Here is a 16,663-nt window from a genome sequence, read left to right on the forward strand (position 1 = left end):
GGAAATCAGGTTGAGGTCGAGGCCTTCTCGATGGCCGCGACCAAGCGGCGCAAGTCGCGGCTCACCGTGCGCGTCAGGTCGAACCGGCGCCGCAGGCGAACTTGCCGCACAAACACGGCAATCGGGATCTCCTGTCCCCGCTTCAGCCGCTTGACGCCGCTGCGTTCCCGCTCGGTGCGCCGAAAGCGGGTGAGCGCCCGGCTGTTGGCAGAGAGGTTCTCCGCCATCAGGATCGTGCGCCCATCCCTCTGGACGAAAAACGCGTTGCCGGAGTCCGTCAGGTCGCGCACCACGCGGGCAAATGCCTTGCGGCCCAAGCGCTGGTGTTGCGGCAGCAGCGGGATCAACATGCGGTCCTTGATGGAGCCACCCTGCTCGTGGAGGCCAAGCCAGGGGACCTTGGAACCGATGTAAAGCGCGGGCAAGCGGTCCGGCTTGCTGTCGAAGACCTTGGAGCGCATCGACTTCAGGAAGGATGGCTTGGCAGTCTTGAAGACTGCCCGCATCTCGGACCGGACGGTCTCGGCTATCTCCTTACCGGTCTCCCGCATGGCCTTGACCACGTCGGTTCGGAGGGAACGCCGAAAGTTCTCCTGCCATGCGTCGAAACCGCCCGATCCCAGCAGGCCGCCAGCGGTGAGTCGCAGGTTCATGCGCTGTACTTCTGCAGCTCCCGCTGCAGTTGCTGAATGGTGTCGCGGTTGCCCTGCGCAGCAACCGCAATGACGGTCAGCTGTGCGGCGAGCCGCTCGTGCTCCAGCCGGGCATCGGCCGCCAGGAAGGCGTTCACCTGGGCCACCGTGTAGCCCAGGATTTCGGCATACCGGTGGCCAGCCCCGATCAGCCGCGCAATGGCGTCGGCCCAGCCAAGCGGCTGCTGATCGCCTGAGCCAGCTCGCCGATGCGCGGCGCCACCCGCCGCACGAAAAAATCGGCGTTCACCTCGAACACGGCGCCGGCCAGCACCAGCGCCTCGTCGACAGCGAGGCGGTCGATCCACTCCCGCGGCCTGCGTGCCGCCAGGCTCAGCGTCTGCAACAACGCCTCTCCGTGTTCGCACAGCAGCGTCAACCATTCCGGCTCGGCGGACAGTTGCGACGCAAAAGGCCGGACGGCCTTAAGCACCGCCGGCAGCTCGCCCAGCACCAGCGGGCGGATTTCCAGGCGCTCGCCAGCGACATTCACGGTCACCGCCGGGGGCGAGATGACATCCAGATCCATGGTGGCGTCCTCGCTCACAGCAGGATCAGCCGACCAAACTGGCCCAGCTCTCCAGTGGCCGGCTTGAGCGTGTCAGCCAGCACCTGGCCCGACAGCTCGAACTTCAGCAGTTCGTCGGTGATCATCGACAGCTCCTTGGCCGGGTTGATGGCGACCCGGTACAGGTCGATGACGACCTCGGCGTTGCCATCGGCCGTGTTCAGCCCTTCGAAGCGGACCCAGCGCTCCGGCAGCGGTTGAGTGAACATCGAGGTCACCTGCGCGACGCTGTAGGCGTAGTCCACCTTGAAGGGCTCGACATAGGGGCCGCCGGCGGTCTTGTCGTTGACCACCAGTGAGCCGTGCTTGGCGTTAACGCTGTATTGCGCGGCCGGCAGCGTCTTCGGAGTGGAAGACGCGTCCTTGACCACCACCGTGGAGACGTTCTGCTTGGCCAGCAGGTAGAGGCTGCCGGGTGTGACCGGATTGGGCAGGGCCTCGGCCGTCACGCTGCCGGCGACTTGTTGAGTGGTGGTGCCGTAGAGACCGAGCGCCAGGTTGACCGGCACCAGCTCTTCCAGCGTGCAGGCGAACTCGCCCTTCTTGGTCTTGATGAGCTGCAAGTCAGTGAGGCGCTGGCCGCTGGAGGATTCCTGGTGTTCCAGGGTCTCGACGGAGAGGGACACCTTGAGCTCGGGTACGTTGCCGACGTAGGCAAGGCCCAAGGGGCGGCCCGCGGTATCGCGGGCACCGATGTAGACGCGGCCTTGGCCGGAGAAGTAGGGCATGGTCAGTTGCTGTCGAGGTGGTAGGCGGATGAAGGAGTCGCGGCCAGGGCTTCGGCGACCTGGATCAGGCCGAGCGCCAGCAGGTGGCGTCGGTCGAGTTCCTTCGGGTTCGCGATGCGGTGGCGGCGATGCCGCAGGTCGGCCACCGGCCGCAGATCGCGCAGGCGGCGACGGTCAACCGGATCGGGTGAGGTCGTGGGCATGGGTTCGGTAGCGGATCTCGTAGCGGGCCGGCTGAGCAACCGTGCCCGTGTCGGTGTCGTCGCTGTCCCACTCGCAATCGAGCTCACGGACGGCGAGTGCCAGGCCACCGAGGTTCGGATCGGCGAGCAGTGCTGCGTGGGCGGCGACGATCAGGCGATCGGTCAGCTCAAAAGCACTGTCGCCTCGCGCCACCGCCACCAGGCGCAGCGTGAGTGCACGGGTGGTTAAGCCGTTGCTGTGCTCGGTCACCGCATCAGTTTCCGGGAACAGCAGCAGCGCCGAGCTGGCCTCGTGGAGCACCGGCGTCGCTGGGGAACGCAGTACCGGAGCGGGTGCCACGGCCGGACAGATGCGAGTGATCACCGCGCGTAGGAGGCGCTCGCGGACGGACAACATGGAATGAAGAGGTCAGGCTGAGGTGAGCAGCGCCTGCCGCTCGCTGCCGTCGCCGACCGCGCGGACCAGGCGCACCCGGTAGTTCCGGTCGCCGAGGCGCAGCAAATGGCCGGCGGCCAACTCAGGCAGCCACGACGCGGGGTAGCGGAGTGAAGGATCGGCCGAGAGCGACAGGCCATCTAGCACGGTCTCGTCGGGAGCGCGGAAGTCCACGGCCACAGTGCGGCCGCCGACCTCCACATCGGTCAGCAATCCCGCGCGAGCAGCGGCGAGGTACAGGTCCTCGATGGACATCACACCTTCAGCTTCACCAGCAGGGCCGGCCGGTGGCACATCGGCAACGGGTTGCTCTGCGTGTGCAGGTCGGTGCCTCGATCGAACTTGCGCGGCGCCTGCTTTGCGTACAGCGGCTGCCCCGGCGTGTTGACCGTCTCATTGAAATCGGCCGGCGCAACATAGGTGGCAAAGGTGCTGATCGTTCCGAGCGGGAAGGCCTGGGCCTCTCCGGCTGCAATGAAGCGCCGGGTGTTGCCGTCTTCGTCGCTGGCCTGACCGCGGTATTCCTCGAACAGGATGGAGCCGTAGCGGAAACCCTGGCGCACATCGTTGATGAGGACCGCACCGTCCTGCCAGCGCTCGTAGGCCTTGATCACCGTGGCGTGACCGGTCAGCGCGGCAAAGAACTCCGGCGAGCACAGGCAGTGCACGCCCGTCATGAACTCCCCTCGCAGGTTCTCCTCGATGTGGGCCAGCACTTCGATGCACTTGGCCTTGACGTTCGTCTTCTCGTTCTCCAGCCCAAAGCTGATCGTCTTGGGCTGGATGTCGAACTCGCGGTAGAGGTCATAGAGCACCGAGCCGTCGGCGTCGAGGATGACACCCTTGAGGGCCCCCATGCGCAGGTGTTCCAGCGTGATGGCGTGCTTGTTGCGCATGGTGTCCAGGTGGCCGGCCATGACGCCCGCGATGGACTCCAGCTCGGTTTCGCTGCCGAAGGCGCGCAGCCCCTGCACTTCCTCGGGCAGCACCACGTCGTCGTGGGGGATGTGCGGCACGACAAAGGAGCGGATGCCCCGCTTGCCCCGCGTGCCGACCGTACCCGGCGCGCCGGGCGGCCGTGTGGGCAGCAGGTTGAGCACGCCGTTGCGCTCCTCGATCAGGATCTGGCGCAGCCGCACCGACTTGACCGGCATCAGGTTGAGCGACTCCAGCCGGCCGTAGCGGTTGGGCAGGATGTTGATGGCTGCCGTCAGGGCGGCGGTGGAAAACGCCGGGTTGTTGAAGGGGTTCTGCATGCGATGGCACAAAAGAAGACCCGCCGGGCGCGTGGCGCCGGGCGGGTCGGATGAGGGGAAGACGTCGGTAGCGAGGCGCTCACGCGCTGTCGCGGACGGCCAGCCCGCGGACGGCGAGCTGGGCGATCGCAGCGGAGCGCTGCTCCGGCGTGATACCGGCGGGCCATACCAGCGCGGCGCGGGCGAAGACAGCGTGGCGCACGATCAGAACCGCATCGGCCCGCTCGCCCAGCGACGCATCGATGTCGAAGGCGAGCACGGCCTCGGCCACCTCCGTACCGTCCTTGGCGGCAGGGGCCAGCGCCTTGATCTTGCCGGTGGCCGCCTCTCGGCCGACGACGGCGCCGAGGGCGAGTTTCTGGCCGGCGGCCACGGTGGCGTTCTCGCGGGAGTACAGGTTCGGCGCCTCGTACTTCAGCAGGTCGCCCAGGTTGTTGGGTTCACGGAGCACGGGCACGGTTCAGCTCCGGGAGATCAGTTTCTTGACGGCTGACATCAGCGGATTCGATTCCGGCGAAGCCGATGCCGACGTGCCGGCGTCGGCCGTGATCCGCGAGCTGATCTCCGGCTGGCTGGCCCGGGCGTCGAGCAGCACCCGGCGGACCTGGTCCTGCGTCATGCCGGCACCAAGGAACTCGGCGGTGCGCCCCGGCGCGCCAGCGATCAGGCACAGCTCGGCGATGGCGTGCGCCTCGTTGCGATAGGCCGCTGCTGCGACAGGCACCGAGACGGCTGCCGACGGCAGAGCAGCGGTGGCGGGCGGCACCGCGTCAGCCGGCGGGTCCATGAGGTCGGTGGAGTGCATCGAGTGCTCCGTGAGTGAGGAAGAAGGAGAAGCGGAAGCGGGCCGCGACATCGCCGCGGCAAGCGAAGGAAGGAGAGTGGCTGGACCGGCGAGGTGGGCGGCAAACTCCGCCTGCACCGCATCCAGGCTCAGCACGGCATCGGCCAGCCCAGCGTCGACAGCAGCGTGGCCGAACAGCAACCGCGCCTCGGTCGCCTGCACGGCGTCTTCGCTCAGCCCGCGCATCTGCGCTACGGAGCCGACAAAGATCCCGTAGAGGCGATCGACCTCGGTCTGCAAGGCAGAGGCGGCTTCGGGCGTCAGGGGCGCATGCGGGCTGAAATCGTTCTTGTGGTGGCCAGCGTAGACCGCGCGGTACGCCAGTCCGTCCTGCAGATCCTTGGCGGACTGGTCCACATGCAGGGCGATGACCCCAATGGAGCCCACCCCCGCGGTTTGCGACAGCGTCAACCGGCTTGCCGCTGCGGCGATCGCATAGGCCGCCGAGTAGGCGGCATCGTTGGCGTGGGCCCAGACCGGCTTGCTCCGACTGGCCGTGCGGATGCGCTGCGCCAGCTCGAACACGCCACCCGCCTCGCCGCCAGGCGAATCGACGTCCAGCAGGATGCCCTTGACCTCCGGATCGGCCAGCGCCGCGTCCAGCCGGGCGCCGATCTCGGCATAGGAGGTCAAGCCGGAGGCCGCCTCCAGACCCATCGAGCGGCGCACCAGGGTGCCGTGGATCGGGATCAGGGCGATGCCGGGGGCGGGCGGGCTGGCCGCTGTACGGGGCACCGGCAACGCCGGGTACGCCTCGGCGCTGGACCAGCCAAGGCGCGACCCCAGCACCGCCAGGATGACGTCCAGCTTGGATCGGGTGATCAGCAGCGGCGTCCCGTACAGCCGGGACGCCAGGTAGGGGAGTGACATGTCAGAGGTCCTGTTCATGGACGGCGGGTGCCGGTGTCGTCGCCGCAGGCCGGTCGTGCCGCGGGTCGGAGTCGAAAACCAGCCCTAACGCGTCGGCGCGTTCGTTGTCGGCCGCAATCTCCCGGTCAACGTCCTCGGCGTCGTAGCCCGACGCAGAGATCGCCTCGGAGCGTGAGAGCAGACCTGAGCGGATCGCGGTGTTCATCGCGTCGAACTCCTTCTTCGGGTCCACCCACTGCCAGCCTTGCGGGATCCACTTCACCGCCTGGTACTGTCGGCGGCGCCGCGTGTAGCCGGGCAGCTCCAGCGCCCCTTCCAGCACCGCCTGGGTCATCCAGGCCCGCCAGATCGGCCGGCACAGCTGGTGCACGATCACGCCGTGCTGCAGCGCTTCGCAGCGACGGCGGAACTCCAGCAGCCCAGCACGGATGGAGGAGTAGTTCACCTGGGTGAGGTCGCCGGTCAACATCTCGTAGGTGATGCCCATCGCGGCGGCTACGGCGCGGAACTGCTGCCGCATGAAATCGGCATAGGAGCTGCCAACGTCCGCCGGTGTGGAAAATCGGATGTCCTCACCGGGCTCCAGGAACTGCAGGGTGCCAGGCTCCAGCCCGGCGAGCGCCGCGCCGTGGGCGTCCGGCTCGCCTTCGCCCATCAGGTTGTCCTCGGGGGCACCACGGGTGATAAAGCCCGCGAACATGGCGGCGGTCTTCTTGCGCACCAGCTCCGCGTCGTCATACTGATCCAGCTCGTGCAGCTTGACCAGGGCACGGGCGAGCCAGGGCTCACCGCGGATTTGGCCGGGGCGCAGAAGACGGAACAGGTGGATTACCTCGCTGGCCGGGATGCGCACCGTCTCCATGCCACCGACGCCGGACATGGGCGCCAGCGCGCCATCGTTTGGATGCGAGCGGTAGAGGTGGTAGGCCACCCGCCGGCCCAATCGGTCGAATTCAATGCCCGCCCGCACCACGTTGCCCGACAGCAGTTCCAGGTTCATCGTGGCCGGCAGGTGTTCCGGCTCCAGCACCTGGATCTGCAGGGCCACCGGCAGGCGGTCCTCGGGCCGACGGTAGCGCAGGCGGACCAGCGCCTCGCCGCCCTCCAGCATCGCCCGGCAGGCCAGCGACTGCAGGCCGTAGAAGTCAGTGAGGCCTGCGGCGTCGGCATCTTCGCACCAGTCGCGCCACAGCGCCTGGATCATCTCGCGCTGCGCGACATCCAGCACCAGCGACTGCGGCTTGATGCCGGTGCCGATGGCATTGGCGACAAACGCCTCGGTGCCGGCGGCTGCCCAGGCGTTACGGCGCACCAGGTCACGGCTCTTGGCGCGCAGCTCGTTCTGGCTGAACGCCAGCGCCGCCACGGCGCCCGGGTTGCCGACCTGCCAGGTAACAGCTCGGCGGCCACCGCCGACACCGTCGTAGGTGGGCGTCGCCCCGAACAGGCCACGCCTGAGTTTGGCCAACCAGCCCATCAGGTGGACTTGCTGGTCGTGATGCGGATCTGTCGCGGCGGGCGAGCCGTCACGCCTTGCGCCGCCAGGTCCCGCTTGACCTCTCGCAGAGCCGCCCGCAGCTCGTCGACGTCACGGTACTCGACGGTCTTGTCGCCGAAGCTAACGCGGCGCTCGCCTTTGGCAAGCGCTGCTTCCAGGTGCTGGAGGTCTTTGGAGGTATACGGCATGGTGATGGCTGCTGACAGCTGGTGGGAGGACCTGCTGCCCCTGCGCATCCGTGGAAGGGTGCAGGTGGCAATTGAAGATGCTGTGACCTAGACTCACGTGCATCGGCATGCAGGAGGTCCGATGGTTAATCAGGCTGATGGTTGTGATGACCGTTTGGTCTTGAGGCTGGAGCAGCTGATCCTGTCGGATGAGCGCCGATGCACCTGCGCTCGCCGACTCGCTGCCGGCTTTCCTGCGGGCAGCGACTACTGGGAATCCTTGCGCGCGGTTGTGGACCCGGAGGTGACGCAGGCGAGCACACGCCGGTTGTGGGCGAGCCGCCGGGCCTTGCTCCGCGGGACAGTGCAGCAGGATCGGGAACCGCCTTAGCGGATTGCTCATGACGACATCCAGCGGCTCTTGACGACACGCCGCAACGGGCTGGGGGCCCCAGAAGCAGCGAAGCCACCGCGATCGGTGGCTTCATGGCGGGAAACGTTGAAGAGAGGCGGCGGTTCGGGATCGGGCCGGAGCGCTGGCGGCTGTACTTGATCGATCTTGAAGGGACGCTCCAACTCACGCCAGTGGCGCTCCTCCAATCGATCGAGTCCGCAAGCAGCGGCGGCAGCTCGGGCGTAGACCGCGATATCCAGGGCCTCGTTCCTCTCGCGCATCTTTTGCCACTCCCGCACCGGGAAACCGTTGCGGTCGCGCCGGGTGACCAGTTGCTCCGCGCACAGCTGCTGCAGGTACTCGGCGTCCATGGTGGGCAGGTGCACGTAGCCCGGCGGATAGGCGATCTCCCCAGTGCTCGGATCGACGTTCGGCGCCTTTCGCAGGTTGCTGTACAGCTCCTGCTTGGCGAGGCCCACTGCCACCGCAAAGACCTTGATGCCGCGCCGCAGCCGGCGGCCAGCCGCCGTGACATCCACCGCGGTCGGTGTCCCGATCAGTGCGGCACCGGTCGGCACACCCTTGACCGCCATCACCCGGCTGTCGTGGCAGGCGCGCACGAACGCGTAGGCCTCCTGCGTCTGGAAACCCGTGTCCACCGCCAGCTTGGCCAGCGGCATCTGCACCCCACTCTCGTGGGTCCAGGTTTCGTTCAGCAGCGCGCCGAGCTGGCGCCACACGTCGGCTCGACCGGTGTCGCCCATGAGCACGCGGTGCTCGATCAACCAGGATTCCTTGCCCCGGCCCCAGGCCCAGACCGACACTTCGATGCGGTCCTTCTGGATATCGGCGCCAGCCACCAGCAGCAGGCCGCCCCAGGGGACCGTCCCCGGGCGGTAGCTCTCGCGCCGCTCCAAAAGCCGCTGCCAGTCGGGCGCTTCGCCGTCCTCGGCCCAGGTCTCGCCGAGCTCCGTGTTCTTGAACGTCTTGATGGCCGCCGACGAGCGGGATTCCTTGGCGGTGGCGCTCTCCCAGGCGGCGGCAATGTCGCGCCACGACCGCCAGCCGATCGGGCTGTACAGCGACGACAAGTGGAAGCCAGCCGTCCGCCGCGAGCCGCCCGTGACCGTCGCCCGCCACTGCCCGCGCTCCAGCATCCGGGTCTTGTGGTGCTCCGGGATGGGCGCGTCACAATCCTCGCAGATGTAGGCGACGGTGTGCGGCCGCTCCCGCTCCCAGCGCAGTCGCTCGAAGCGCAGCCATTGGCTGTGGGCGCAGTGGGGGCACGGCACGAAGTAGCGACGTTGGTCCGACGCTTCGTACTCGCGCTCGATGGTCGACGCTCCGGCGATGGTCGGCGTCGACACGATGAAGATCTTGCGCCGGGCGAAGGTGCGAGTGCGGGCCTCCGCCAGCGAGATGGCATCCCCTTCGCCCTCAACGTCCAGCGGATAGCCGTCCACCTCATCCAGGAACAGGTAGCGCACCGGCATCGAACGCAGGCCCACCGCGCTGTTGGCCCCGGTCATCACCAGCACCCCGCCACGGAACTCCTTGGACAGGATGGTGTTGCCAGCGTCCCGGCTGCGAGCCGGCGCAATCAGCTCGGCCAGTGCCGGTGACTCCTCCACCAGCGGATCGATCCGCTGCTTGGAGTTGCGCTTGGCCATCTCCACCGTCGGCCAGACTGCCATCATGGGACCGGGAGAGTGATGGATCACGTAGCCAATCCAACTACTGCCTGCCTCAGTGGCCCCAACCTGCGCTCCCTTCATGAACACCACGCGCTCCACAGCTGACGTCGGCGAGAGGCAGTCGAGGATTTCGCGCAGGTAGGGCGTGCGGGCGGTGCGCCAGCGTCCCGGCTCGGCCGATGCCTTGCTGGACAGCACTCGGTGTCGGTCAGCCCATTCGGAGACCGTCAGCAGTGGATCCGGCGTCAAGCCCTGCCGCCAGGCGCGTTCGATCTCGACCGCCCCTTCGTAGTTGAAGTCCATCATCCGTCCAGCCGTGGCTCGACCTCGCCCAGCTCGTGCAGTTGCTCGCGCACGGCGCGCTCCAGCGCCACGTGCATCTCGTGCGGGTCCACGCCGAGCCGGGCCGCCAGCTCCGACGAGACCCGACCGGGCCAGTTCAGCCAGGCATCGCGCTCCGCACGCGCCAGCTTGAAAACGTGGGCCAGCGCCTGCGAGCGGTCGACCAGCTCACCCTTGAGGCGGGCCAGCCGGACCTTGTTGGCTTGCGCCTTGACGACCTCGTTGACGGTGCGGGCCTGTAGCAGCGAGGTACCACCCGCTGACGCACCGCCGCGCTCCATCAGGTCGCTTTGCACCCGAGGGGCTTGCTGCCGCGTGCCGACGCGCGGCTCCTCCGTGTTCTGCGCCCACTCGGCGTCAGCCTTCTCCGCATCGATGGTGCCGTCCGGCTGCGGTGTGATGCGGCCCGCTCGGATCGCCTTGTGGACCGCCGTGTCGCTGACGCCGCGGTGGCGCGCATAGGCCCGGATTGAAAGTCCCATCGTGCTCATGCAGGACTGGGCCTGCGGAATCAACTCGCATCAACTCTTCCGTTGCTGCGCGGCCCGAGAAGAGCGTTCATAGCGACGTCGCACAGCGACAGCCAACCAACCGAAAAGGATGAACAACATGAACGCAACGACCCTGACCGCCACCCAGCGCGAGACCCTGGCCCACGCGGCCGAGCACAACGAAGGCCGCATCGAGTGGTTCCCCGCCAGCGTCAAGGGTGGTGCCCGCGCCAAGGTGCTGCAGGGCCTGGTGGCCCGCGGCTGGGCCTATCGGGACGGGGAACACCACGCCGTCACCGACGCGGGCTACCAGGCCGTCGGCCAAGAGCGACCTGCACCACAAGAAGAAGCGGTGGCGCTCGATGAGGACAACACGCTGGAGGATGACGTGGCGGCTGCGGAAGCCAGCTGGGCTGGCACTCAAGCGGCGCCGGCACGCAAGACACGCGCGCCCCGCGACGGCAGCAAGCAAGCGCAGGTCATTGCCTTGCTGCGCCGCCCCAGCGGCGCCACGGTGGCCGAGATCCAGGCGCTGACCGGTTGGCTGCCGCACACCGTGCGCGGCACTTTCTCTGGCACCTTCCGTAAGCGCCTGGGCCTGCAGGTGGTCTCTGACAAGGAAGATGACGGTAAGCGCGTCTACCGCATCGTTGAAGCGGGCGATAGCGAGACGGCTGGCAGCGGCGTCTTCGGCATCGCTGAGCTGCGGTAATTCCCGGGTGGGCCGCTAAGCGGCCCATTTGCGAACACCGGCACATCTGCCAGTGACCCCTTGACGCCGGGACACCCCTGGAGCGTTCATGCACGGCTGTGCCGGCCAGCTTGGTCCCGCGGCACGCCGACATTCAAGGAGAGACGATGACCCACACCGCAGTGAACGACCTCCAGCGCTACATCCTGGAGCACGCGATTGACCACACCGAAGGGCGGATGGATTCGCTGCCGCCTAGCATTCCGGCCTCTGCACGAGATGCGCTGCTGCAGGACCTGTTCAACCTCGGCGTCGTCACCACCGACGGCGCGCGGTGGTTCGTCGCCGTGCTGGCTTATGACCTGCTCGGGCGGGAGCGGCCACGCAAGCCCGTCAGTGACCCGTTTGCCGAGGTCGAGCAGCTCCAGCAGATCGCGACGGTGCAACGGGCGCTGAACGGGGGCCGTCACACGGTGCACCAGCCACTGCCGAAGGGACCGTGGGCCCTGTACTCGGAGTGATCAAACAGTATCCATTTCGAGGAGCACCAGGACTTCACTTCTTCCACCGGCGGAGCGTTCATAGCGGTGTCGCAGCTTCGCGGCGCATTGAAGAAGGAAGGCAGAGATGAACAACATGACCCCGGCACCGGCCAGGGACGTGACGCGCACGCCCCGCACGGTGACCTTCAACGGACGGCAAGTCCACGTGCTGGCTTTGGATGTCGCGCTCAGCTTCACCCGCAAGCCGGTTTGCCTCGACCACGTGGCGATTCACGGCGACCCGCAGAGGGTGTACATCACCACCACCCACCACCTGACAGCGGCCGAATTCGACGAGTTCACCTCGCACTTCATGCGCCGGCGGAGCTGGCTGGCCGGTGCAGGTGGATCATTCCACGACGCCGCGCTCTGCATCGAAGTCGTGGCGCCGCAGCGTCCGACCCTCTACGTCAACCCGGAAGGCGCGGACTACGCGCGCTACGTGGCGCGGCTCGGCTGATCAATCGGTATCAGGTAGGAGGCCAAGACCCCTTGGCTTCCTGCCCGCTCAGAGCGTGAATAGGGTCATCACACGCACCCATCAGGAGAAAAACAGCATGCACCCCAACGACGGCTTACTCGGCACACACAACCAAGCTTCGGGTTTCATTGGCGCTATGGGCCAGCGAGCATCGGCCGCTTGGCCCAAAGCAATGACGCGAATCGCCGAAGCGACCGGCGAACGGTTTGAGTCGGTTCGGGCATTCCTTGACAGCCGGTACGGCCGCCAATTTGCGGATGACGTCCTCAACTTCCACCATGCCGGCCTCGACCTAGACGCAGCGGTCGCAGCGGCGGTCAACCGCTGGCAGTCGTGGCGGGTGAGTGCGCGATCCTCAACCCACACCGGCATCCCGCGCGGCATCAGCTACCTGACCGGCTTCGTTGTTGCGGCAGCGTTCGAAGAGGAGCGCGTTGAGTAGTGCCACCAGCGTCGACTGGCCGATTGCTTGCTCAATGCGCGCGACCTGACTTGCTCAACGAGTGGCGGGCGGGATCGGTTCGTTGCCACCCGGCGGGGCGAGGGCGACGGCATCTTCAATCTCCAGTCGCCTGCCGGACCTCATGTCGTCGATAGTTTCTGCAATCAAGCGGCGCTGCTCCCGGAAAGTCGTCACCGACTCGCGCATGGTTGCCAGCAGTTGATGGGTCAAGGTGGTGTCCCCACCCGTCTCGGCAAGACGACGGGCTGTCAGCTCCAGTTCCGCAATGTGCAGCTCGGCCTTCGCAATATCGCGGTCCGCGTCTGCCAGGTGCTCAAGTTCTTGCTCTAGGGTCGCCATGACAAGTCCCTTCCATAAACGCTGAACCGTGCTGATTCCGTACCGGAGTGCGCACCATCGGTTGTGCGCCCGAGCATCCGCGCACTGCCGGCCGTAGCAGTGCCTATCGGTCTATACGACACCGCCGGACGTGGCAATGGATCGGCGTTGGTCTTCGAGAACAATCAGCGCTGCTCGCAAGGCGGCCATAAGCGTCTTGCTGTTCGCCTCTTCGACGTGCCCCTTTGGAATGGTCTTCGCTGTTTCCTCCAGCTCCGCGAGTCGCGCGTTCACCTTCTCGATGTTCCGATCGATGCTCTCAAGATGGTAGAACTGCTGTGCACGGTCCGTCACGATCATTCCTTCTTCGTATTGCGATCGCTGCGATCCAACCACATGAAGCGCCCGCGCTCAAACAGAGACGGCGGCCAGTGCATCAAATGGCTGCTGATCTGACTCACGAACAGCACTTTGCTCTGTCCACTCCTGCCAGCGGCGGATAACCACGTCGGCGTACTTGGCATCCAGCTCCATCACCCGCGCAACCCTGCCAGTTTTCTCAGCGGCGATCAGGGTCGTTCCCGAGCCAGCAAATGGGTCGAGGACAACGTCACCCGGCCGGCTCGAGTTGCGGATCGCCCGTTCCACCAGCTCGACCGGCTTCATCGTGGGGTGCAGGTCGTTCTTTGCTCGCCGATCGATCTGCCAGACGTCGCTCTGGTCGCGGTCCCCGCACCAGTGACGCTTGGCGCCCCTCGGCCAGCCGTAGAGGATCGGTTCGAACTGGCGCTGGTAGTCCGCGCTTCCCAGCGAGAAGCGGTTCTTCGCCCAGATGATGAATGTGGACCAGTGACCGCCTGCCTCTCGGAAGGCGGCCTGCAGCGCGTCGAGCTCGCTGGAGGACATGGCTATGTACATCGCGCCGCGACAGCGCGGGACCATCAGCGCCAAAGCGTCGGCGAGGAACTGCTGGAAGCCCGCTCCGAGGGCGTCGTTCAAGATCGGGCGGGCCGCGCCGCGCTTGCGGTGCATGGCGCTTTCGGTATACGCAACGTTATAAGGAGGGTCTGCGAACACCATGTCGACCTGGCCATCGCCGAGCAGCAGCTGGTAGGCCTCGGCGGTGGTTGCATCGCCGCAGACCAGGCGGTGCTTCCCCATCAGCCAAACATCACCCGGGCGGGAGATTGGAGGCGCCTCCGGCTCCGGAACAGCGTCATCGTCCGCCTGCCCTTCCTGCTCCACCTCATCCTCGGACAGGATGTCCGCCATCTCATCGGCGTCGAAGCCGGTGAGCGACAGGTCGAAATCCGCCTCGTTCAGCTCGGCCATTTCAAGCTGGAGGAGCTCGTCGTCCCACTCCGCCCAGGTCGCCGACCGGTTCGCAAGCAAGCGAAAAGCACGAATCTGTGCGTCGGTCAGCTCATCGGCCAGTACCACTGGGATCTGCTCCAGCCCGAGCTTGATCGCGGCCTTTAGGCGAAGGTGCCCGTCAACGAGTTCGCCAGTGCTGCGGGCCACCACAGGCAAACGAAACCCAAACTCCGCGATGACGGACGCCATTTGGTCGACCGCGTGGTCATTTTTTCTCGGATTCCGGGCATACGCGATGAGCTTGCTCGTAGGCCAGTGTTCGAGCTTGAGCGGAGGAGAGAAGCTGTGCGATGGCATTTGCGGTCGAGTGACGGACGGCCCACCCCGAAGAGGTTGTGACGGCTTGTGGGCGCCGTGTGGCGGCTTCAGTGGGAGCAGGAGGAAAGAAGACGGCCCGGCCACCAATATCACACTGGCGTCGGGCCGCTGAAGGCCGTGGTGAACGGCCGGTCGGAGCAAGGAAAGGAAGGACGAAATCGATAGTAGCGCGCGGGAGGCGCGTGAGTGCCAACTGTGCCAACCGGGTTTGCACCCGGACGCTATTCAAGCGTCGCGCGGTTTCCGCCCGCATTGGGTACCAAAAGGAAGGACCCACAAACTGTCCTGTGGGCTGGCGATGAGGGCGCCAACGGCGATCTGAGGTGGATCGCGTCGCTCTACAGAAGGTCCTTGTGCAGTCGCAGTTCGAACTGTACCGAGAACGATGCCGGCCGTCTTCCACTCCGAGACCCCGGCCACACCGCGGGTGGGAGCGCCAGCCCTCTTATCGCCGCGGACCGGAGCGCAAAGTAACTCTCGCTACCAAGGCCTGCTTTCCGCTCCGGGAGATCACTCCCTACTGCTGGTCCCTGCGCCACCGTACCCAAAAATGTACCCAAAAACGGCCGAAGTGTTGCAGCCCTCACGTAGCGCTTGAGGGCGCGCATGGGAGCTACAGCCGCATTTCAGGAGCACCAGGGTGCGCAAAGGAGCGCAAAGGAGCGCTGGCACCCACGGCCTGCTGGTTGAGCCGATCGGCCACGACCTGCAGGGCCACCATCCACCGACGCCAGGCCGTGGTCCGCTCGCAGCCCAGGCGCTTGCCGATCTCCTGCCAGCCGTAGCGCTGCGCCCGCATCCACACCAGGTGCCGCTGCTCCACCTGCAGCCACTGCACCCACTGCATGGCCTGCAGCAGGCGGTCGATGTCCTGCGGGCTGGGCGGGAAGCGCACCGGCGCCTCCTCCCTGAGTCCCAGCGCTTCCCACGCCTCCCGAACGACCCGCGGCCAGGTGCTGAGGTAGCCCTGCACCCGAACGGCAGGCAGCCGTCGCGAGGTCTCTGCAGCATCGGCGAAGCGCATGGCCACTGCCTCGACTGTCCACTGCTCAGCCATAGCGCTTGCCTCCCTTGCCGTAGAGCCGCTCGCCGATGCGGCGGACGATCTCGCGCTCGACAAAGTCCAAGCGCTCGTCGGCCTCGTTCACAACGAGGATGCGCTGCTCACGCCAGCCGTGTTCCTTGACCGCATCCAGGTCGGTCGTCTGCGGCTGCAGCTTGCCCAGCGGGCAACGATACCGGTACGTGTCGATCTTCATAGCTTCCCTCCTCACCGAGCCCACTTCGGGCGATGGCTAAGCGGCAGGTATGCCGGCCGCGCCACGGGCTGCGCAGCCGCCTCTCGGATCAACTCCTCCCGCCTTGCATGAAAAGCTGCATAGGCCTCGCCAGCGACATCCGCCCAAGCTCTCCGATTGATCGCCTGCCGCTGTCCGCGGCTGAGCGCCGTCGGCGCAACGGGCGAGGACTGCTCCTGCCGAAGGCGCCGCTCGCATTCGATGAAGTAGCGCCGTGCGTCCCGACCGCGCGGTGTGCGCTCTACCATCGCCAGCTCCTTGGCCATGTCCAGCGTGAGGTGCACCTCCGATCGATGTACCGTGCGCCAGCCTCCCTGGTGGGGGACTTGCTCCACAAACTTGTGGAGCAAGTAGTCGGCACCTTCCTCGAAGCCGTACTTGCGGATGCGCCCCTTGATCCAGGTCGTGTAGTCCTGCGAGGACTCCAGGAACTCGTGCAGACGCCGGGCATTGACCAGCGGCACGCTGGTCCCATGGATGCGACCCGACAGCACTGGAATCACTGCTTTGTCGTTCACGCGGCATCTCCTTCCGTGTCGACGGCCCACAGCAACAGCGCAAGTGCGTCGGCCTCGTTATCGTCCAAAGGCCCGTAGCCGCGTTTTTTGACCGCGGCGGCCACCTCCCCCTTGCTCGCGTTGCCGCGGCCTGCTACGTGCCGTTTAATGGCCCCGACGGGCACACCCTGGTACGGGACCTGGTGCTGTTCGCACCAGGCCGTCAGGTGAGCCATGAGGCCGCCGTAGACATGGGCCGCATCGACTCCGGTGTGCCGGCGCACTTCCTCGAAGTACACCGCCCCGATGTCGCCGGCCGCAGCGCGAAGCTCTGTGAGCCAGCGCTTGAAGCGCAGGAAGCGCATCCCGCCGCCTTCGAAGCGTTGCGGCTTGAAGTGCTGCGTACCGCTCGTGGTCGTACCGTCCCGCTGGCGCAGTGCCCAGCCAGTGAGTGTGCCCAGATCCAGGGCAAGAATCGCCATGTTCGTCATCTCGTGT

General features: G+C 66.6%; 25 protein-coding genes. 4 read left to right on the plus strand and 21 right to left on the minus strand.

The window, feature by feature from the left end; translation table 11 throughout:
- Positions 1 to 5: 5 nt before the first annotated feature.
- The 14 genes from N7L95_RS13625 to N7L95_RS13690 all read right to left on the minus strand — a co-directional run bounded on the left by N7L95_RS13625 (position 6) and on the right by N7L95_RS13690 (position 10,174).
- Positions 6 to 653 carry a DUF6441 family protein gene (locus tag N7L95_RS13625; protein ID WP_301255791.1) on the minus strand — a complete coding sequence of 216 codons (648 nt, stop codon included), beginning with the start codon at positions 651 to 653 and terminating at the stop codon, positions 6 to 8.
- Positions 650 to 790 carry a hypothetical protein gene (locus N7L95_RS13630; RefSeq protein ID WP_301255792.1) on the minus strand — a complete coding sequence of 47 codons (141 nt, stop codon included), beginning with the start codon at positions 788 to 790 and terminating at the stop codon, positions 650 to 652. Before N7L95_RS13630 ends, N7L95_RS13625 begins: the two co-directional genes overlap by 4 nt.
- A 50-nt stretch (positions 791 to 840) precedes the next feature.
- Complete coding sequence (locus N7L95_RS13635) at positions 841 to 1,239, minus strand: DUF6631 family protein (protein ID WP_301255793.1); 399 nt, start codon at positions 1,237 to 1,239, stop codon at positions 841 to 843.
- Positions 1,236 to 1,988 (minus strand): phage tail tube protein, encoded by a 753-nt coding sequence (locus tag N7L95_RS13640; protein WP_301255794.1) that lies wholly within the window; start codon positions 1,986 to 1,988, stop codon positions 1,236 to 1,238. The genes N7L95_RS13635 and N7L95_RS13640 overlap by 4 nt, the downstream gene beginning before the upstream one ends.
- Before the next feature lie 2 nt (positions 1,989 to 1,990).
- A complete protein-coding gene (locus tag N7L95_RS13645; protein ID WP_301255795.1) occupies positions 1,991 to 2,191 on the minus strand; it encodes a hypothetical protein in 201 nt (66 codons plus the stop codon).
- Positions 2,163 to 2,588, minus strand: coding sequence for a hypothetical protein (locus N7L95_RS13650; RefSeq protein WP_301255796.1), 426 nt, complete (start codon positions 2,586 to 2,588; stop codon positions 2,163 to 2,165). The genes N7L95_RS13645 and N7L95_RS13650 overlap by 29 nt, the downstream gene beginning before the upstream one ends.
- A 12-nt stretch (positions 2,589 to 2,600) precedes the next feature.
- Positions 2,601 to 2,882 (minus strand): head-tail joining protein, encoded by a 282-nt coding sequence (locus tag N7L95_RS13655; RefSeq protein WP_301255797.1) that lies wholly within the window; start codon positions 2,880 to 2,882, stop codon positions 2,601 to 2,603.
- Entirely contained in the window at positions 2,882 to 3,883 is a 1,002-nt protein-coding gene (locus N7L95_RS13660) for a major capsid protein (RefSeq protein WP_301255798.1), read from the minus strand. Before N7L95_RS13660 ends, N7L95_RS13655 begins: the two co-directional genes overlap by 1 nt.
- Positions 3,884 to 3,962: 79 nt before the next feature.
- Complete coding sequence (locus N7L95_RS13665) at positions 3,963 to 4,340, minus strand: head decoration protein (protein ID WP_301255799.1); 378 nt, start codon at positions 4,338 to 4,340, stop codon at positions 3,963 to 3,965.
- 3 nt (positions 4,341 to 4,343) lie between these two features.
- Positions 4,344 to 5,597 (minus strand): S49 family peptidase, encoded by a 1,254-nt coding sequence (locus tag N7L95_RS13670; protein ID WP_301255800.1) that lies wholly within the window; start codon positions 5,595 to 5,597, stop codon positions 4,344 to 4,346.
- 1 nt (position 5,598) lies between these two features.
- Positions 5,599 to 7,074, minus strand: coding sequence for a phage portal protein (locus N7L95_RS13675; protein WP_301255801.1), 1,476 nt, complete (start codon positions 7,072 to 7,074; stop codon positions 5,599 to 5,601).
- Complete coding sequence (locus tag N7L95_RS13680) at positions 7,074 to 7,283, minus strand: phage head-tail joining protein (RefSeq protein ID WP_301255802.1); 210 nt, start codon at positions 7,281 to 7,283, stop codon at positions 7,074 to 7,076. Before N7L95_RS13680 ends, N7L95_RS13675 begins: the two co-directional genes overlap by 1 nt.
- Positions 7,284 to 7,661: 378 nt before the next feature.
- The gene (locus N7L95_RS13685) at positions 7,662 to 9,653 is read right to left on the minus strand and encodes a phage terminase large subunit family protein (RefSeq protein WP_301260150.1); all 1,992 of its coding nucleotides are present in this window, start codon (positions 9,651 to 9,653) and stop codon (positions 7,662 to 7,664) included.
- A complete protein-coding gene (locus N7L95_RS13690; protein WP_301255803.1) occupies positions 9,653 to 10,174 on the minus strand; it encodes an elements of external origin in 522 nt (173 codons plus the stop codon). Before N7L95_RS13690 ends, N7L95_RS13685 begins: the two co-directional genes overlap by 1 nt.
- A 127-nt stretch (positions 10,175 to 10,301) precedes the next feature.
- Between N7L95_RS13690 and N7L95_RS13695 the strand changes: the two genes are divergently transcribed.
- From N7L95_RS13695 to N7L95_RS13710, 4 genes are all read left to right on the plus strand, one after another.
- The gene (locus N7L95_RS13695; protein ID WP_301255804.1) at positions 10,302 to 10,895 is read left to right on the plus strand and encodes a DUF3489 domain-containing protein; all 594 of its coding nucleotides are present in this window, start codon (positions 10,302 to 10,304) and stop codon (positions 10,893 to 10,895) included.
- Positions 10,896 to 11,041: 146 nt separating this feature from the next.
- Complete coding sequence (locus tag N7L95_RS13700) at positions 11,042 to 11,395, plus strand: hypothetical protein (protein ID WP_301255805.1); 354 nt, start codon at positions 11,042 to 11,044, stop codon at positions 11,393 to 11,395.
- Between the two features lie 106 nt (positions 11,396 to 11,501).
- Positions 11,502 to 11,876: a hypothetical protein gene (locus tag N7L95_RS13705; RefSeq protein ID WP_301255806.1), complete on the plus strand. Its 375-nt coding sequence runs from the start codon at positions 11,502 to 11,504 to the stop codon at positions 11,874 to 11,876.
- Between the two features lie 97 nt (positions 11,877 to 11,973).
- Entirely contained in the window at positions 11,974 to 12,339 is a 366-nt protein-coding gene (locus tag N7L95_RS13710; RefSeq protein WP_301255807.1) for a hypothetical protein, read from the plus strand.
- Between the two features lie 54 nt (positions 12,340 to 12,393).
- On the opposite strand, the gene N7L95_RS13715 is transcribed toward N7L95_RS13710, so the two are convergent.
- The 7 genes from N7L95_RS13715 to N7L95_RS13745 form a co-directional block, all read right to left on the minus strand.
- Entirely contained in the window at positions 12,394 to 12,699 is a 306-nt protein-coding gene (locus N7L95_RS13715) for a hypothetical protein (RefSeq protein ID WP_301255808.1), read from the minus strand.
- 111 nt (positions 12,700 to 12,810) lie between these two features.
- On the minus strand, positions 12,811 to 13,038 hold the full coding sequence (locus tag N7L95_RS13720) for a hypothetical protein (RefSeq protein WP_301255809.1): 228 nt from the start codon (positions 13,036 to 13,038) through the stop codon (positions 12,811 to 12,813).
- Positions 13,039 to 13,089: 51 nt separating this feature from the next.
- The gene (locus N7L95_RS13725; protein WP_301255810.1) at positions 13,090 to 14,349 is read right to left on the minus strand and encodes a DNA modification methylase; all 1,260 of its coding nucleotides are present in this window, start codon (positions 14,347 to 14,349) and stop codon (positions 13,090 to 13,092) included.
- 634 nt (positions 14,350 to 14,983) lie between these two features.
- Entirely contained in the window at positions 14,984 to 15,427 is a 444-nt protein-coding gene (locus N7L95_RS13730) for a DUF6362 family protein (protein ID WP_301255811.1), read from the minus strand.
- Complete coding sequence (locus N7L95_RS13735) at positions 15,420 to 15,629, minus strand: hypothetical protein (protein ID WP_301255812.1); 210 nt, start codon at positions 15,627 to 15,629, stop codon at positions 15,420 to 15,422. The genes N7L95_RS13730 and N7L95_RS13735 overlap by 8 nt, the downstream gene beginning before the upstream one ends.
- An 11-nt stretch (positions 15,630 to 15,640) precedes the next feature.
- On the minus strand, positions 15,641 to 16,186 hold the full coding sequence (locus N7L95_RS13740; protein ID WP_301255813.1) for an antA/AntB antirepressor family protein: 546 nt from the start codon (positions 16,184 to 16,186) through the stop codon (positions 15,641 to 15,643).
- Positions 16,183 to 16,656, minus strand: coding sequence for a hypothetical protein (locus tag N7L95_RS13745; protein WP_301255814.1), 474 nt, complete (start codon positions 16,654 to 16,656; stop codon positions 16,183 to 16,185). Before N7L95_RS13745 ends, N7L95_RS13740 begins: the two co-directional genes overlap by 4 nt.
- Positions 16,657 to 16,663: the final 7 nt, after the last annotated feature.

The sequence above is a fragment of the Eleftheria terrae genome, from assembly GCF_030419005.1.
Lineage (GTDB): Bacteria > Pseudomonadota > Gammaproteobacteria > Burkholderiales > Burkholderiaceae_C > Caldimonas > Caldimonas terrae.

Excerpts from the sequence above, each read along its gene's own strand:
- N7L95_RS13645 (WP_301255795.1), bottom strand. The coding sequence starts at position 2,191 with ATGCCCACGACCTCACCCGATCCGGTTGACCGTCGCCGCCTGCGCGAT.
- N7L95_RS13650 (WP_301255796.1), bottom strand. The coding sequence starts at position 2,588 with ATGTTGTCCGTCCGCGAGCGCCTCCTACGCGCGGTGATCACTCGCATC.
- N7L95_RS13670 (WP_301255800.1), bottom strand. The coding sequence starts at position 5,597 with ATGTCACTCCCCTACCTGGCGTCCCGGCTGTACGGGACGCCGCTGCTG.
- N7L95_RS13695 (WP_301255804.1), top strand. The coding sequence starts at position 10,302 with ATGAACGCAACGACCCTGACCGCCACCCAGCGCGAGACCCTGGCCCAC.
- N7L95_RS13660 (WP_301255798.1), bottom strand. The coding sequence starts at position 3,883 with ATGCAGAACCCCTTCAACAACCCGGCGTTTTCCACCGCCGCCCTGACG.
- N7L95_RS13700 (WP_301255805.1), top strand. The coding sequence starts at position 11,042 with ATGACCCACACCGCAGTGAACGACCTCCAGCGCTACATCCTGGAGCAC.
- N7L95_RS13745 (WP_301255814.1), bottom strand. The coding sequence starts at position 16,656 with ATGACGAACATGGCGATTCTTGCCCTGGATCTGGGCACACTCACTGGC.
- N7L95_RS13640 (WP_301255794.1), bottom strand. The coding sequence starts at position 1,988 with ATGCCCTACTTCTCCGGCCAAGGCCGCGTCTACATCGGTGCCCGCGAT.
- N7L95_RS13710 (WP_301255807.1), top strand. The coding sequence starts at position 11,974 with ATGCACCCCAACGACGGCTTACTCGGCACACACAACCAAGCTTCGGGT.
- N7L95_RS13680 (WP_301255802.1), bottom strand. The coding sequence starts at position 7,283 with ATGCCGTATACCTCCAAAGACCTCCAGCACCTGGAAGCAGCGCTTGCC.
- N7L95_RS13690 (WP_301255803.1), bottom strand. The coding sequence starts at position 10,174 with ATGGGACTTTCAATCCGGGCCTATGCGCGCCACCGCGGCGTCAGCGAC.
- N7L95_RS13675 (WP_301255801.1), bottom strand. The coding sequence starts at position 7,074 with ATGGGCTGGTTGGCCAAACTCAGGCGTGGCCTGTTCGGGGCGACGCCC.
- N7L95_RS13735 (WP_301255812.1), bottom strand. The coding sequence starts at position 15,629 with ATGAAGATCGACACGTACCGGTATCGTTGCCCGCTGGGCAAGCTGCAG.
- N7L95_RS13720 (WP_301255809.1), bottom strand. The coding sequence starts at position 13,038 with ATGATCGTGACGGACCGTGCACAGCAGTTCTACCATCTTGAGAGCATC.
- N7L95_RS13705 (WP_301255806.1), top strand. The coding sequence starts at position 11,502 with ATGAACAACATGACCCCGGCACCGGCCAGGGACGTGACGCGCACGCCC.
- N7L95_RS13625 (WP_301255791.1), bottom strand. The coding sequence starts at position 653 with ATGAACCTGCGACTCACCGCTGGCGGCCTGCTGGGATCGGGCGGTTTC.
- N7L95_RS13730 (WP_301255811.1), bottom strand. The coding sequence starts at position 15,427 with ATGGCTGAGCAGTGGACAGTCGAGGCAGTGGCCATGCGCTTCGCCGAT.
- N7L95_RS13715 (WP_301255808.1), bottom strand. The coding sequence starts at position 12,699 with ATGGCGACCCTAGAGCAAGAACTTGAGCACCTGGCAGACGCGGACCGC.
- N7L95_RS13655 (WP_301255797.1), bottom strand. The coding sequence starts at position 2,882 with ATGTCCATCGAGGACCTGTACCTCGCCGCTGCTCGCGCGGGATTGCTG.
- N7L95_RS13725 (WP_301255810.1), bottom strand. The coding sequence starts at position 14,349 with ATGCCATCGCACAGCTTCTCTCCTCCGCTCAAGCTCGAACACTGGCCT.
- N7L95_RS13685 (WP_301260150.1), bottom strand. The coding sequence starts at position 9,653 with ATGGACTTCAACTACGAAGGGGCGGTCGAGATCGAACGCGCCTGGCGG.